The sequence below is a fragment of the Pectinatus frisingensis genome (assembly GCF_014076555.1).
Lineage (GTDB): Bacteria > Bacillota > Negativicutes > Selenomonadales > Selenomonadaceae > Pectinatus > Pectinatus frisingensis.
This window is the reverse complement of record NZ_CP045424.1, coordinates 1,451,621-1,467,261: the sequence shown is the minus strand read 5'-3', so window position 1 is coordinate 1,467,261 and position 15,641 is coordinate 1,451,621. Positions and strand designations below refer to the sequence as shown.

At 36.3% G+C, this 15,641-nt stretch carries 19 protein-coding genes; 6 read left to right on the top strand and 13 right to left on the bottom strand.

Translation table 11 applies throughout. The features are described from left to right. Positions 1-16 precede the first annotated feature (16 nt). Positions 17-1,411 carry a hypothetical protein gene (locus F8M42_RS06865; protein ID WP_182185484.1) on the top strand — a complete coding sequence of 465 codons (1,395 nt, stop codon included), beginning with the start codon at positions 17-19 and terminating at the stop codon, positions 1,409-1,411. 3 nt (positions 1,412-1,414) lie between these two features. On the opposite strand, the gene F8M42_RS06860 is transcribed toward F8M42_RS06865, so the two are convergent. From F8M42_RS06860 to F8M42_RS06805, 12 genes are all read right to left on the bottom strand, one after another. Beyond that, positions 1,415-2,014, bottom strand: a complete 600-nt coding sequence (locus F8M42_RS06860) for an ERF family protein (RefSeq protein ID WP_182185482.1) — start codon at positions 2,012-2,014, stop codon at positions 1,415-1,417. 222 nt (positions 2,015-2,236) lie between these two features. Continuing rightward, positions 2,237-3,130: a hypothetical protein gene (locus F8M42_RS06855; RefSeq protein ID WP_182185480.1), complete on the bottom strand. Its 894-nt coding sequence runs from the start codon at positions 3,128-3,130 to the stop codon at positions 2,237-2,239. A gap of 66 nt (positions 3,131-3,196) precedes the next feature. Then, on the bottom strand, positions 3,197-3,460 hold the full coding sequence (locus tag F8M42_RS06850; RefSeq protein WP_182185479.1) for a Txe/YoeB family addiction module toxin: 264 nt from the start codon (positions 3,458-3,460) through the stop codon (positions 3,197-3,199). After that, positions 3,453-3,737, bottom strand: coding sequence for a type II toxin-antitoxin system RelB/DinJ family antitoxin (locus F8M42_RS06845; protein ID WP_229711287.1), 285 nt, complete (start codon positions 3,735-3,737; stop codon positions 3,453-3,455). The genes F8M42_RS06850 and F8M42_RS06845 overlap by 8 nt, the downstream gene beginning before the upstream one ends. Before the next feature lie 90 nt (positions 3,738-3,827). Continuing rightward, positions 3,828-4,064, bottom strand: coding sequence for a hypothetical protein (locus F8M42_RS06840; RefSeq protein ID WP_182185477.1), 237 nt, complete (start codon positions 4,062-4,064; stop codon positions 3,828-3,830). A 189-nt stretch (positions 4,065-4,253) separates the two neighbouring features. Then, positions 4,254-4,868 carry a RadC family protein gene (gene radC, locus F8M42_RS06835; protein WP_182185475.1) on the bottom strand — a complete coding sequence of 205 codons (615 nt, stop codon included), beginning with the start codon at positions 4,866-4,868 and terminating at the stop codon, positions 4,254-4,256. A gap of 20 nt (positions 4,869-4,888) precedes the next feature. After that, complete coding sequence (locus F8M42_RS06830; RefSeq protein WP_182185474.1) at positions 4,889-6,010, bottom strand: DUF932 domain-containing protein; 1,122 nt, start codon at positions 6,008-6,010, stop codon at positions 4,889-4,891. Positions 6,011-6,108: 98 nt separating this feature from the next. Then, positions 6,109-6,537 carry a hypothetical protein gene (locus F8M42_RS06825; protein WP_196601169.1) on the bottom strand — a complete coding sequence of 143 codons (429 nt, stop codon included), beginning with the start codon at positions 6,535-6,537 and terminating at the stop codon, positions 6,109-6,111. 28 nt (positions 6,538-6,565) lie between these two features. After that, a complete protein-coding gene (locus F8M42_RS06820) occupies positions 6,566-7,051 on the bottom strand; it encodes a hypothetical protein (protein ID WP_182185472.1) in 486 nt (161 codons plus the stop codon). A gap of 26 nt (positions 7,052-7,077) precedes the next feature. After that, positions 7,078-8,595 carry a hypothetical protein gene (locus F8M42_RS06815; RefSeq protein ID WP_182185471.1) on the bottom strand — a complete coding sequence of 506 codons (1,518 nt, stop codon included), beginning with the start codon at positions 8,593-8,595 and terminating at the stop codon, positions 7,078-7,080. A gap of 98 nt (positions 8,596-8,693) precedes the next feature. Continuing rightward, positions 8,694-9,047 carry a hypothetical protein gene (locus F8M42_RS06810; RefSeq protein ID WP_182185469.1) on the bottom strand — a complete coding sequence of 118 codons (354 nt, stop codon included), beginning with the start codon at positions 9,045-9,047 and terminating at the stop codon, positions 8,694-8,696. 166 nt (positions 9,048-9,213) lie between these two features. After that, the gene (locus F8M42_RS06805; protein ID WP_182185467.1) at positions 9,214-9,438 is read right to left on the bottom strand and encodes a helix-turn-helix domain-containing protein; all 225 of its coding nucleotides are present in this window, start codon (positions 9,436-9,438) and stop codon (positions 9,214-9,216) included. Between the two features lie 266 nt (positions 9,439-9,704). On the opposite strand from F8M42_RS06805, the gene F8M42_RS06800 reads away from it, so the two are divergent. The 5 genes from F8M42_RS06800 (at position 9,705) to F8M42_RS06780 (ending at position 14,277) form a co-directional block, all read left to right on the top strand. Then, the gene (locus F8M42_RS06800) at positions 9,705-10,043 is read left to right on the top strand and encodes a transposase (protein ID WP_182185465.1); all 339 of its coding nucleotides are present in this window, start codon (positions 9,705-9,707) and stop codon (positions 10,041-10,043) included. Continuing rightward, positions 10,027-10,854 carry an IS3 family transposase gene (locus F8M42_RS06795; protein ID WP_182185463.1) on the top strand — a complete coding sequence of 276 codons (828 nt, stop codon included), beginning with the start codon at positions 10,027-10,029 and terminating at the stop codon, positions 10,852-10,854. Before F8M42_RS06800 ends, F8M42_RS06795 begins: the two co-directional genes overlap by 17 nt. After that, positions 10,823-11,251, top strand: a complete 429-nt coding sequence (locus F8M42_RS06790; RefSeq protein WP_182185462.1) for an MFS transporter — start codon at positions 10,823-10,825, stop codon at positions 11,249-11,251. Before F8M42_RS06795 ends, F8M42_RS06790 begins: the two co-directional genes overlap by 32 nt. Before the next feature lie 596 nt (positions 11,252-11,847). Continuing rightward, positions 11,848-12,594 carry a nickel pincer cofactor biosynthesis protein LarB gene (gene larB, locus F8M42_RS06785; RefSeq protein ID WP_182185460.1) on the top strand — a complete coding sequence of 249 codons (747 nt, stop codon included), beginning with the start codon at positions 11,848-11,850 and terminating at the stop codon, positions 12,592-12,594. 390 nt (positions 12,595-12,984) lie between these two features. Continuing rightward, positions 12,985-14,277 (top strand): purple acid phosphatase family protein, encoded by a 1,293-nt coding sequence (locus F8M42_RS06780; RefSeq protein WP_182185454.1) that lies wholly within the window; start codon positions 12,985-12,987, stop codon positions 14,275-14,277. A 103-nt stretch (positions 14,278-14,380) separates the two neighbouring features. Here the strand turns inward: F8M42_RS06780 and F8M42_RS06775 are convergent, their stop codons facing one another. Beyond that, the gene (locus tag F8M42_RS06775; protein WP_182185452.1) at positions 14,381-14,911 is read right to left on the bottom strand and encodes a hypothetical protein; all 531 of its coding nucleotides are present in this window, start codon (positions 14,909-14,911) and stop codon (positions 14,381-14,383) included. Positions 14,912-15,641 lie beyond the last annotated feature (730 nt).

Sequence of the window (15,641 nt, the reverse complement as noted above, 5' to 3'; positions counted from 1 at the left end):
ATAGGGGGAAAATTTTTTGGAAAATATTTTTGCTATTTGGTCAAAACCATTGTCAAGTACATATATTAGTATCGCAAAAAAGAAAAAGGTCGATAGCAAATTGCCCCCATATTTCAGAGACATATTGCTATCGATTCCATTAAATATTAAGCTATCAGGAGATACTTCCAATAAAACCGGTTTATTAGAGAATATAGAAAACGTATTGTCCGAACGTGTTAATGGCTGTAAAAGTCTTGAAGAAATTGCCAAATTAACGTATGACTTATGCAGCATTTATCTTTTCCCCAGCAGCTGGCATATTAATCCAAACACTAGCAATTTAAATAATTTAAAACAATACTGTGTAAAAATGCTTGATAATGAAGACTTTAAAAGTTCTGTAAATAGTTTTTTAATATTATCGTATTTGTACACAAATCATGCCGTAATTAATTCTAAAGGAAGTATTCCAATAAACACCATAAAAGGTATTCCGTCTTCTATTAGTGTGAATAAGCACGATATATTATCTAGAATTGAAACCCGTAATACTTCTTCCAGTGATTACGTACCATATATATATGAGCCTTTATCCGGAACTACATTAGATAAAAAGATAAACATTCCCAACAAATATGATTTATCCATTATTGTTGGACTATTTCGTTCTGTTTCTAATATCCAAAATCCATTTTTATGGCAGTCGGATTTCGATGGCAAGTGTAGCGGACGTAAGTTTACTATTAAAAGTTTTAAAGACTTTATTGAAAACTTCAATCCTCTTTTTTACAAGTTAAGTTCAAGAAACATTCTTGACAAGGCAGGCTGGCATTTTCATACTTATTTTATGGAAAGAATATTAAACATAAACTTTCTCAACAAACTTAATACCATTTCAAGCATTAATAATTATTATATTATCAGGCTATTATCTGTTTATCCATTGCTGGATTTCAGGCTAATGTTATTGAATAAATTAAACAATGATAGAAAAATACTTCATTCAGAAACAGATATACAAGAAATTCTCGAAAACCATATTTTTTTTACATTACCATTAATGAATGTTATATTTCATATGCTTGTTTATATTAGCCAAAGGGCTGCAAATAACAATCAGAAATTCTCTATTACGTTAGAAAATCAACCGGCATTAGATATTTTAATAAAGGAACATAACACATTTTTCGAATTTAAACCAAATGAAATAACAATATGCCACCTTTATCCTAGCAATATGTCTAAAAACTATTTTGAAAATGTAAATTGTATTTACGCATGGGTCAGCTATTTCTTTAATATCACCTCAAAAATCAATATTACTAGTGATTTATATTACTATAAAAGGTCAATGTCTTTTGATTTTTATTCATATATTATTGATAAATATAATATTGAATCATTAAAACCAGATGGTATTATACGATAAACATTAAGCAACTACCTTAGCACCTTTCTGACAATCAAGGCAAAGCGGTCTGCCGTATTTTTCCATCGAATAGGTTTTCACCTTATCTGAAATTACTACTCCGCAGTTTACACAGGCAGCCTTTACCGGCTTAATAACAGTACTCTTCTTTTTTTGTATCGGTTTTACCCGTACTACCATATTTTCATCAGTTTTATTGTCAGCTTCTGGATCATCACCAGTAGCAATGGCAAAAGACAGCATATAAGCATATTTTATTGCCGCTGTCTGGGCTTTCATGATGGCCTTGTCACTCGCATCCTGCCCTGATCCCAATCCGGTTATGGTAATATTTTCGTCAGAGTCTTTATCCATAAGAGTAATACTTATTTTCACCGTAGCCAGTTTTTCCGTATTTCCTTTGGCTGTGGTTACTTCGTCAATGCTGATTATTTCCGGTACCGCTATGGAGCAGATTCCCTGCTTTACCATAGCGGTGTTTATTTTTTCCAGCACATCGGCACTGGTGGCATATTTATAGTTATGAAAGTTATTAATTCCATTTTTAGTGACGTAGGCACAGTCTTTCATTATTTCAATGAGTTTTTTAGCTATTTTTTGCATAAATAGGTCGTCTCCTTTATGTTTTGGTCATATTGTCATGTCTGTCAGCTGTAATTTATAGGTATATACAGTGAAATTAAGTGTAATCGGTAAGCATGTTATTCGCTGACAGACATGACATGCAGACAAGCGGTTATTTTTTATCAGTTTTTAATACATTTATCACTGCTTCAGCTATAGCGATAAATATTACCCATAATTTCTTATTCATATACCGGCCTCCTATATGGCAGGTTGCTCCTGCTGTTTTTCTAAAACGTCTGCATAGGGACACATCGCTGACACATCACAAAAGCCAAGACATTTCCGGTCATACCAGCGTTCTTTAGCGGTACATACCGGTGGCAGTTGTTTATTTTTTAAAGCCTGCTGCAATTTATTGGCTTTATACTGAAAGTACCTTTTGAGCCAGATATCGCTAATTCTGTTTATTTTTATCAGGTACAGTGGACGCGTTATTTCTCTTTCAGCAGCGGTTCTGGTACTGAAATCCCGGCATAAAGCCTGTATTACCATTTCCTTTACTTCATATTTGTTCTGTTCCAGCAGCATTCGGTAATAATTAAGCTGCAATGCCCAGTCCATGACATGACGGACACCATTAAAACAGGTCTGTTTTTTTAATTTAGGCTGTCCTTTTTTTAATCCTGACTTATAAATTTCACCGGTAGATACATCTTTTTTATAAATTCCCAGAGCCCGCATTAATTTATAGCTGGATGTTACTTTAAGGTCACCAAGGATGCTGTCCTCATTATTTAAAACGCAGCCGAACATATCAAACTGACCGGAGGTTATGCTGTCTTCCAGCCTGACCTCAGCTAAAATAGTATCACCATGCTTTTTATAATTCATATAATGGACAGCTTGTCCATGCAGAGCAAATAATGTCTTAAATGGATCTATGGCATATTCGTTTGTCCGTTTCAGGTATATTTCACGGGTCCCGGTAATAAGCTCAGTTACGCTTGGTTTAAAAAGCTTCCGGTCTGATGAAGATGCTATTGCTCTTAATGTCGGCAGGAACATACATCTTTCACGCATATGACATTTATTAAGGCAGGACAAGATTTTGGCCTTTTTACCATCAGGACAGATAAAATAAGCTATTGGCATATACATTCTTCCCTTCTTTTAGACATAAAAAACGGGCAGAAAAATTTTCCTGTCCGTCTAATAAAATCAGTCATTATAATGGTTTTTACATTGTGCTATTTCAATACAGTTGTCTTTTATCCGATAAACTAATCTGTTTTTATCATCGATGCGTCTGCTGTACCAGCCTTTTAATTCATATTTAAGACTTTCCGGTTTACCTATTCCCATAAGACAGCCATTACGATCGATATCCTTTATCAAGGCATTGATCCGTTTTAGTGTTTTCTTATCTTCTGCCTGCCAGTTTATATAATCATCCCACGCTTCGTCATCCCATATCTTAATCATTGCTTTCTCCAATGATTTCGTGCTTTTCGCCTTCTTTATTATCAAGGCGGGATATAGCAGCTTTTAGATGCTGCATATTTTTTTCACTGTAGAAAGAATCACCTGCTGATATTTTGAATGGAATAGCACGTTCCCGGATAAGTGCTTTTAAAAATACGTTATAAGCAGCACTCATAGTGAGCCCCATTTCATTGCAGAGTATTTCAGCCTGTTTTTTTAAATCAGCATCAACTCGTATTGTCATTGTGACTGCCTTTTTCTTTGTTATTATCGGCATAATTATCCCCTCCTTTTATTTAATATTAGCATTATTAAATTACATTGTAAATACATTATATATGCAATATACAATCAGATATATCTTATATTATATATTTTTAAAAGTAGTTTCCAGTATACCGTTTACAATGGTGTCAGTATTATATATCTTCAGGTATCCGGCGGCACTGGTTATATTTTTGCTAAATTCTTTAGCCTGCATCGGATTTAAAATAAAGTTCAGTATAATATTTCTGCCCAGAAGCTTTATGTTGAGATTATCACTGTTGTTTTCCAGAGTGAGCAGCAAATCACTATGAGTAAGATCAATTGTTTTTATATTCATAAAAAATTATTCCTTTTTTTATAGTATAAGCATCCGTAATAGGATATTTCGATATTTTGTCCGGTATGTCACGGCTGTCCAAGAATTTTTGGTGTATATATAGTACTTGAAAGTGCTGTATATACACTTTTTTTTAACCTGACGGACAGGACATGCCGGACATAAAGCAGGAAGGGTTGAGGTTTTTTCTTAACCAGTGCTTTCTTTTTGCCGCTTCATACTGAATGAACCATATTTACCGATGATTATATGGTCCAGCAGGGGAATACCAATTATTTCACTAGCGGCGTCCAGACGTTTTGTAACTGCTTTGTCTTCTTCACTGGGTGAGCTGTCACCTGATGGATGGTTATGGACAATAATAATTGCTGCCGCCATATATCGGACTGCCACATGAAACACTTCTCTCGGTCCGACCAGGGAGGCGTCCAGAGTTCCTATGGTTATGCATTTTCCTTTTATAATATTGTTTTTGGTATTAAGCAGCAGGACCCATAATTCCTCCTGTTGTTTATCCTCCAGAAATTTGAAATATTCCATTACGTCTTCCGGTCCACGAATCCTTTTTATGTTCTTTTGTTTTTTTATCTGCAGACGGCGGATGATTTCCCGAATGGTCAATAGTTGTTTCATTCTGGTGGCACCGATTCCCGATGCTGTCGCTAATTGCGTTTTAGAGACATGGAGCATAATATCATAAACGCTTGTATATTCCCGCAGCAGATCAGCTGCGGTTTTGGCCGGCAGGAATGCCTGCAGCAGTTCTTCTTCCGACCAATTTGCCAGATTTAAGTCTTTTTTCATTTTCTTTCTCCCACAGATTATTAATAAGCTGCTCCGTCCACAGCCAGTTTATTCTGCGGCGGAGTGATATCTTTCATAACAGATCTTTTTGTGTCCAGTAATATGCATGGCACCGTATCTGCCAAAATTTCCCCGCCTAATCTTTCAAGTTCAGTGGCCCGGTTATAATCATCTATATCCTGGCTGGCTTTGGTAACGGCATTTATAAGTCCGAAAGCCGAGTTGTCATTGGCCATGATGAAATGGCGCAGGATGCCGGCTTCTTCATTTTTGTTCAGGATATACTTATCGGCTAGCAGTTCCACGGTTTTTATCGGATCACTGCCGGTAGTCTGTCCTTTAGCGGCCATGAGTTTTTCCACGGTAAGATTGAATTTTGTCTCATCGATCGCCGTCCTTACGGTATCTTCTACTTTCATGAAGAATGCTTTATCATCAGCTTTTAAGGTTTCATCGGAATATATCTCATAGGCTGTATCATCATTTTCGATCTGCCGGCCCACATGATATTTTTTCTGGGTATAATCTTTTACGATAAGACCATTTTTACACACCAGCCGGTATACTAACGGTTCTACTTTTAAGCTGCCGAGACCGACTTCACTGTTGGATATGACAAATCCGGCCTGTACGATATCATTGACAGCAACTTCAGTTTTTAACCGTTTATTGATAACTTTCAGATACATATGGGTATCTGTTACTTCACAGGAAATTACCTGTGCTCCCTTCATCTGTTGGATTATAGGCAGGACTGTTGCGGCAAGTTCAAGATTATCAAGGCGTCTGTAGCGGTCAGACAAAAAAGCCCGTACCCTGTTATCCAAGGTACGGACCATCCTTTTTTCCGGTGTTTTTTTGAACCAGTTATTTATATTGGTATCCAAAAGATCAGGATTTGTCATCCTCATGCGGTTATAATACTTGAATGGTATCTGAAGCCTGCCGGCTATCTGACTGTGGGCAAGATCATCTAATTTAAAATCCATGACATCATCATTCAGTGCCAGATGCATTGTGGATGTGCCGTATTCGTCAGTATCAATATCTATGCAGCGGGTGTCAGCCACAAAGTCTTTTCGTATTTGTCGTTGCCGTAATAATTCCTTACCTAATTCTTCAATATTTCTGCCTGTTTTCATAATAATAACTCCCTTGATTATAATATTGTATTGGTTTGGATATAAAATGACCGCAGGAGAATATTATCCTGCGGCCTTCATGGAACATATTTTACTTATCAGTTATAAAACGGAATGCCATAAGCCTGATAAAATGCTATTTTAGCGGCAGGAAGGACAATACCGGTTTCTGCCCAGCAATCATTGGGATCAATATAGCGCCAGCTGCCGGTATTAGGGTTTTCCACATATAGCGTCTGTTGGGTGTAATTGTATTGGAATCTGTAGGTAGTTATATTTGACACGGCATAATTATTATCCGCATCAGCCGCCAGAACATTTACACCTATGATATATGTCGGCGGGTCATATAAATTAACATTCAGTGAGCTGAGATCGACATACCATGCGGTTCCCATATGTCCGTCGCATAATTTGAAATTGGGATCTCCGTTCAGATATTGGGCATAAGGCTGATAAGCAAGTGCCGTTGAGGCTGTGAATATAACCAGCATGGACATGATTAATGATATGATGTGTCTTTTCATTATTTAAGATTCCCTTCTATTATGTTTATTATTCAGCAAATCGGTTGATTTCTATATAGCTGATATGGTAGCCCTGTGAGTATTTTACCCATATATATTCTTTAGCAGCATTGGAATGCATCACTAAATCGCCATACATTCGCCAGACCCTGCCATAGGTCTGCCACCAGTTATGATCACCGTCACCAAGCCCAAGCCCGGACCAGTCCAGCTTACGGTCAGTCGGTGTATTCATTTTCACAATGCCGACACGGCTCGACAAACCGCTGTCATCGAAGTGCACGGTCATGCCGTTTTTCCATACATACATATTGTCAACATATTCACCCAGGTATTGATGGGACTGATTTTCATTTAAGCACCATTGAGGTTTTCCATATAAGTCAACCACCTCCTGATAACTCATACCAAGACCGATTCCGCCCACGGATTCTGCCCTTGCTGTTACCGGAAATGACAGCAACACTGATATAAGTATAAAACCTGGGATAAGATTTTTTAGGCATTTAACCATTATTTGTTATCTTCTTTCATAATTTATTACTTACTGGGCAAAATTATATTTCTTTCCTTAATATCCGCACGCAGGCTGTCAATATGGGTGACAACTATATTGGCCAGTTCAACATTCTTTGGTTCCTGCAGCGCATCCTGATAGTGCATTGGTTTTGCTCCCTGTCCGGAAGTTATCATGCCCGGTATGATCTTATCATTGGCATCAATTTTAAAATCTATATAGATAGGAATAGTATGCGTGATTCCCTTCCATGTACCCAAATTTTCATCCTTATTATCCTTTTTTTCGTTTACCTGTAAAAGAAACCGCATCGGATCATACAATTTTTTATCTTTGCCAGTGGAAGTGCCGTGCTCCCGGTAATTAAGTAATTTGGAGTCATAAGGCACCAATGCCACACTTTTGCCTCTAGCATCATAGATTATTAAATACAATTTTGAATCTTCTGTTCCCAGAGCTAAAAATCCATCCTCATCAATGCTTGAAACTGCGGTTATCTGAATAGCGGGGTATTTGCCGGATATTGTTTTACTGGCAGTGTCAATGGGATTTAATGGAACTTCGGACGCCGCTTTTAATTTTGTCAGAAGTGATTTATTATTTGAATCTTTAGCGTTATCCGATACAATGCGGTCAGCCATTGTCAGCTGCGGCGGATGGTCAATGGAATGTTTAGCCATGTAAGCCGAACCTGCAACTATAATAAATAAAACAGCACTGAAACTCAAAAACAAATTCCTATTTCGTCTGTCATGTCTTTTTATTATGCCTAATACAAGCAAAACTATGGCAATTATTAATATTATGATGCCGATAATTATTAATGCGATAATTGTATGTTCATGATAGATCTTAAATTTTGCCTGTATCGATGTGTCCTGATTATTCAAAAAAGCTGGTTTTATATCCCATGTAAGTGTTTTATTATCATTAGTTTTTATATCGGCATTTGAATCGTCAGCGGAATATGGCAGATTAAATGTAACATTCATTTTAGCTGAATCGATGGCTGCTTTTGTCGCCTGATCGGCCATCTGGTTCATTTGCCGGGCTTGTTCTTCCGCCTGCTGACGATAGTCCATATACTGCCATATATTCATATTAACATTCGGAGAGAAAAATCCCGGTATATTAGCCTGATAATTAGCTTTGGGCATTTTATTTTCTTCACCTTTTTTAAACAGGTCAAAGGAATAATAATCATAAAGCAGGCCTTTATGAACCTGTACCCCGTTGAAATATTCATCAGGATTGAACATCTGCGTACCACCGACTAACGGATATATTGACTCCGTGGTTTTAGTAGCCGTGTACCCGTTGGAAATATCTTTGATTTCATAGCCGTCTTTACGATCATTTTCTTTCTGGTCTTCCAGCTTATTTTTATCAACCATTGAAGAGAACTCTATGGTATGCTGCCCGGTGATGCTGCCATCCTTGTTAAAAATAAAATCTGCCTGCACATTCACACAGCCGCTGATAACAAGGCAGGCTGCAACCAGTACACAAAAATTAATTAATGGCCGCAGTTTCTTTATCATATTGAAATATTCCTTTCATAAAAGTATTCTGTCCTTAGAAAACAGTAATATATGATTTGATGCGCCTGTGGTCCGGAAAATTTATCGTCTTTCTTGAATTAGCCATTATGGTTGTTTGAGTCATCTGATTTGTCCGGTCCTTTTTCCTTGTCAGGTACTCTTGAACCGGCAATTACAAGTGCAACGATTACTGCCGCACCAACAGCAAACCATATCCAGTGCGCTACTATAAAACCGATTATCCATGCAAATACCGCCATGATGATTGTCACTAAAATACCGGCCCCGATAAGAAAGCTTAAAAAGACACTGAAACAGCCTTTTGCTTCTCCCTCAGGACCGGTAGATATAATTGAGTGCGAATTCATATAACAATATGTACCGATAATTGCCAATATCGGTACAGTAATAAAATATATCAGGTTGACAACAGTATCAGGTAAATTGATCATTTAAGTATCCTCCTTGAATTTGCGATTGATAGTTAAAACTTTTCTTTTAACTTATTGGTATAATATCTCAGCATTCCTTTGAACAGACGGAAAAATAAGTCAACCGTTTTTTTTAATGGACCTATTATCTCACCGTCATTATTGGACATGATTATCCCCCCCAGTTTTAATTAGGACTTATTAATTCATCTATACTGACATTAAGTTCACTGGAAATATTATTTAATACCGCCAGTGAAACACAATTGGATAAAAAACCGCATTCGATTTTTGCCATATAGCTTTGGCTTATATTGACCTGTTCAGCTAATTGAGCCTGCGTATACCCTTTGCGTTTTCTGTAGTAAGATATTTTTATCCCTAAAAGTTTATTATCAATAGGCCTTGCCATAGCACAATTCTCCTTTCTCTTATAATTATGACGGTTTTTAAGTAAATTAAAATTGACCATAACTGAATATTATTTCAGTAATAGTGAATTATAAGATAGTATCAGCTATTTTATTGACAGTACAAAACAATAAAACCTGCATCAGTTTAATACCATAATGCAGGTTTCATTCTTATAATATATAATGGACCCAAGGATTCAGACCAGTACTGAAAATTTTAAGAGCACATGATATAGTATAGGTAACAAAATAGGAGGTTGTTATCATGCCAAGAAAAAAGTACACTGCTGAGTTCAAAACAAAGATGGTTTTGTCGATTCTTCAAGGCGATAAGGAATTCAATGTTATCTGTTCTGAGAACGACTTGAATCCGAGCATGGTCCGAAAATGGAAGCAGGATTTTCTAAAAAATGCCCATCTCGCCTTTGGTATAGATTCTGAACGTAAGGCCGTTCAGAGAAAGGAGGATGACCTGAAGAAAAAGAACGACCAGATGCTTAAGACCATCGGTCAGTTGACGCTGGAACGCGACTTTCTTCAGGACTGCTTTTGCCAAGCTGGAGAAGCCATCCCACAAATCCCAGAATATGATTCAAAGGGATAATGAGCTCTCCATACGTCGTCAGTGCGAGCTGTTGAGGCTGAATCGCTCCGGCCTGTATTACAATGCCATCCTGCCGGATGCAACAGCTGTTGAATTCGAAGAGTCTTTAATGGCGCGTATCGACCATTGGCATACCAGATGTCCTTATCTTGGATCTCGTAAAATTATCATCAAGCTGCTGGAAGACGGCTTTCCCGTATGTCGTAAGACTGTGCGCCGGTTAATGCTGAAAATGGGGATCTATGCCGTTTATCCTAAGTCCAATCTATCCAAAAGAAATTTCAAGGAGGCTATCGTGCCATATCTGCTACGCGATTATACGGCATCATATCCTAATCAGGTCTGGTCTATCGATATCACCTATATTCCAATGCCGCATGGTCATATGTACCTGACAGCAATCATTGACTGGTATAGCCGACGGCTGGTTGGACACTATCTCTCTGACACATTAGATGCGACTTCTGTCATTTATACAGTAAAGGAAACCGTAAAAAAGTGTGGAATTCCCGCCATTATCAATTCAGATCAAGGAAGTCAGTTTACCAGCGATGACTATAAGGCATTGCTTCACAGTCTTAATATCCGACAAAGCATGGATGGTAGAAGCCGCTGGGCTGACAACATCATGATTGAGCGATGGTTTCGTAGTCTCAAGACAGAACAGCTCTATCCCAACGAATACCATTCACCAAGAGAGTTGCGTCAGCTGATTAACACGTATGTAGATGACTATAACAACATACGCCCCCACCAAGCCTTAGGTTATAAGGTCCCAAATGATTTCTACTTCGGCAGTTTTGCTGCGTAGACTTACTTTGTTTGATGACACGCTTAAAAATTTACGAAGTGGTCTTGACAAGGGGCCCATTATATCATTTGTTCAGGCGGTAATGTGGTTTGTAAGTAATTATTATATAGCACTTTTATGTGTGGCAATTATCAGCTTTTATAATCTTGCTTTTATGAATATGGGCAATTCCATATTCCAATTAAAATCAAAGAAAGAATATAAAGGACGCGTGATGAGCGTCTATGCTTTTTTAAACCAAGGCTCTACCCCTATAGGTAATTTTTATGCTGGCTCAGTCATGGAACGATTTGGAGGAATATGGGGATTTCCAAGTTGTGGTTTAATATCAATTGTACTGTTGCTATTACTATTTATTTTTAACAAAGAAACAATAAATAAATGGTTGTATGATTGAGCTTTTCTTATTATCATGAATAAAACCGAGCCTATGAAAAAATCGCTGTAAACAAACTTCCACTCGAAATGAAAACAGTAAATATTGGCTGGGTGTTCTGAACGGTCTTAAGAACCGTGGCGTGCAGGATATTGCAATTTATGAATGAAAATGGGTACATATTGCAGCCTTGTTTAATTTGATACTTTTTGTCCTTATGAAAAGTCCTACGATTTTTCCAGAGAAACTAATTTTTTTGTTTATTCTTTAAAAATGCTGTATTATCTGTTGCTAATACAGTTTTTTATATTTATAGGTAAAGCATATAAAGTCGTCATAATTCTTAATTTCCGATTGCCTAAATAACGCATTATTAAAAGATGTGTTATAAATTACGATTATTATAATTTATGTCATAATTTTCTAAAAATTATGTATAAAATAAGTTTGAGATCAAATCATACTGCAGTTTATACAGTGAAAAGTTGTCATAACCTTTTCTAGTACAGACATCAGTATTTTTTAAGAAATGCACCGGTAAAATTATATTAGGTTATTTTTATACAAAGGGATATAATTATATAGATACTCAAAATATATAATGAGGAAGAAATTTAATGGATAAAAATGACTTACAACAGATTTTAAAAGAGTTTCAGGATGGTAAATTAGATATAAACGAAACTGTAAATTCAATTTGTGAAAAACCATTTGAAGATATGGGTTTTGCTGCTATTGATTACGAAAGAGAGCTTAGAGTCGGTTATCCTGAAACGATTTATTGCAAGGGTAAAACGGTTTTACAGGTGCAGAAAATAGTTGAATCTATGTTAAAAAAAGAAAATAATATATTGGCCACGCGCGCCAATATAGAAATGTATACTGCCGTCAAGAAAGTTTGTCCGGATGCTGAATATAATGAATTAGGCCGGATAATTACTATTCGCAGGCACAAGATGCAGCTTACCGAAAGCTATATAGCCATTGTTGCAGCAGGGACATCAGATCTGCCGGTAGTCGAAGAAGCTGCTGAAACAGCCAGCCTGTTCGGAAATAGGGTGGAACGGGTAATAGATGTCGGAGTAGCGGGTATTCATCGGTTATTTGCCAAGATGGATATTATCCGCAAGGCAAAAGTGATTATTGTAGTTGCCGGAATGGAAGGTGCATTAGCCAGTGTGGTGGGTGGATTGGTTGATAAACCAGTGATAGCTGTACCAACGAGCATCGGATATGGAGCAAATTTTGGTGGATTATCAGCGCTGCTTTGTATGCTGAACAGTTGTGCCAGTGGTGTCAGTGTTGTCAATATTGATAATGGGTTTGGTGCTGCTTACGCAGCCAGCATGATCAATAAACTGTAAACTGTTTTTTATTTTGCGCAGAATCAGCGTTTATATGATTAAAACATAGTCATATTTATTAATTAAACATTAATATCAAAACTAAAAATAAAACGTAGATTTTATCTAACACTATCTGGTGGATCTTTTATAAAAAAACTTAATACTAATAAGTGATTTCAATCAGATTCATACAGAAAGTATTTGAATTGCCAAAGGTACATCATTAGGATTTACAATTGATTATTTAAAGTACTGTCGAAGGAAAAATTTCATCAGATAATAGTGAATTTTTACTTTGAATATCCAAAAGTGGTATTGTAGATATATCAGAAAAATAAGCATTTATTGTCTTATGGAAAATGAAGTATGTCCTTTAGAAAATGTTCATGGTAAGGGAGTCAGTGAAATATGAAGCGTCGTGATTTTCTAAAATTAACTGGAATTGGCGCTATTTTATCAGGATGCGGCATTATATTTATTCCTCAGGTTAAACAAATAATACAAATCACAAAAACAATCGCTTCTCGTTATCAAATGACAAATAATGCCGCTGTTTTTAACTTGCACCAAGTCATTACATCAGACATTACAAAGTCTCGCACTATTATGTGGCAGTCAAAGTCTAATGAACCGGATGCAATCGTTGAATATCGCATAAAAGATACAACAAATATACACGCTGCAAAGGCAACTGACGAAGAATTTACTGATGACAATACCACAAGCTATATACATTTCGCAGCTATCACAGATTTACATTCGCTTACAGCATATGAGTATCGTGTCGGATATGGTAATAAACGAAGTAATTGGCACGATCTTTCTACAAACGATAATAGTAATTTTAAAGTTATTATATTCCCCGATTCTCAATCAAACGATTACAATGTTTGGCGTGATACTGCTCAAGCTGCCTGGAATTCAAATCCGGATGCACAATTTTTTATTAATATTGGTGACTTAGTCGATAATGGTGAAGACCATAATCAATGGAACGCTTGGTTTGATGCTATTGAAAATATGATTCAGACTATACCGGCAGTACCGCTCTTGGGAAACCATGAAACATACACCAGAAATTGGAAAGTACGCATGCCTGAAGCGTATCTGCACTTATTCGCTCTTCCGGAAATTATGCCGAAAAAGTATCAAAATCAATATTATTCCTTTGATTATGGTGCAGTTCATTTTATAGTAATTAATACACAAATAGGAGAAATGGAACAATTTCAGCCTGATATGCTGTCAGATGAACTTACATGGGTCGAAAATGACATAGAAAATACCCAAAAGAAATGGAAAATTGTACTGATGCATAAAGACGTTCTTCAGTATGGTTTCCAGAACCGTCCTGAACCGCGTGAAGAGGGATTCACTGATGAAGGACGCAGGTTTATGCCGCTTTTTGATAAATATAATGTTGATGTAGTTCTTACCGGGCATCTGCATACATACCGCAATCGTGGACATATACGCAATTTCGTACGGGATGAATCAGGACCTTTATATATCATTACCGGTGTTGCGGGTGACGTACGCTATCCCGGGCTTTGGAAACAGCACTCACTGGATCAAACGCTAGCGCCACAACCTGAAACAGATAATTATATGACTATGGATGCTAGTAATAATGTTCTGACTTTTTCATCATTTCTACCTAATGGAGAGCTTATTGATAGGGTGTCAGTTAATAAATCATAATTATCCATTATAGTATACGTTGCAGCCATTGTTCTTAAAAATCGCAGGCATTGCTGTATCGAGCTATTATGCCCGGATGAAAGACAAAAATCATCTGTGATTTTTAATTGACTGTCAATGTATTTATAGATTTTTCTATGACGGGTATAAAATTTATCATATTGTCAGTCATAGTCATATAATATACACCTATAAGTTTGCTATTTTTCAATGTTATATATATTCTTCCTGAAAGTGAAATATTGTCTTTCACAATAGTAAAATCACTCACTATAGCCGGATATCCGTTAACCACAATTCTTTTGTAGTTAGGTTTTGTTTCAATATCGCTGCCAATAGTAAATTTACCAAACATAGAAGAAATAACATTTATTATTTTTTCGTCAGGAAGAATGTCTAAAGTGGTATTTTCAGGTATATCATAATTAACGGTTGATATCAATTCACAAATTTGAATTTTACCATCACCAAAAAGTGTATCATAAGAATTTTTTTCGGCTGAATAGTAATTTTTTAGTACTTGCCAATCATCCGGAACTGTTACTGAAATATTTTGTGGATTGGTATAAACTTGTGCAAATACAGTACCGGAAATCATACATAGTAATAAAGCAAACAATAAAATCCTTTTCATTGATAAACTCCTTTTCGCAAATAATTTGCCCATATAGATCTTACTCATATTTTCAACTTTTGTTAATCTGACAGTTTTTTAGATACTTATTTTCTCTTTAAATGATTGTCCAAGTTCCCTGAATGGAAATTAGTAATATTAATTTTTTCAATACTATCCTTAGATTTAATATTTGATATATGTTATAACGATTTGCATGGAACAGTTGATGTTTTAATTTTTCCTTTCAGGAGAAGATGGTGCTGTGGGTACATTTCAAGTCTTATTTTGGCTTGCTTATAGCAGCCATTATTTCATGCACTAAAACAAAATAAACCGACTCACGTTATAGCAAGCCGGCTTTCTTTCAATCATGCTAGTATACGAGGAAAGCCGAGCCACTACGCATCAACTGTCCTTTTTCTATATTTAATTATAACATAGCTCAATCAAAAATCAATCAATATACTGCCATGATAATTATATTTTTGGGAGAATGCACGCTATTTTACAGACACTATTATAAGCATCGGCCACATTTTCTTTAATTCTATTGCCGAGTAATTCCTGTTTTATATGATTTTCGCCTCCTGCAAAACTTTATCCTGTTTTTTAATGTCATCTACATGATTTAAATATCTGACAGACTGTATAGATATATTCCCTGATAAGATTCTCTATACTTTTAGCTTTAAGAATCATCATAGAGTCTGCCATAACTGCTGGTAAATTTTTATAACATTAATATTGA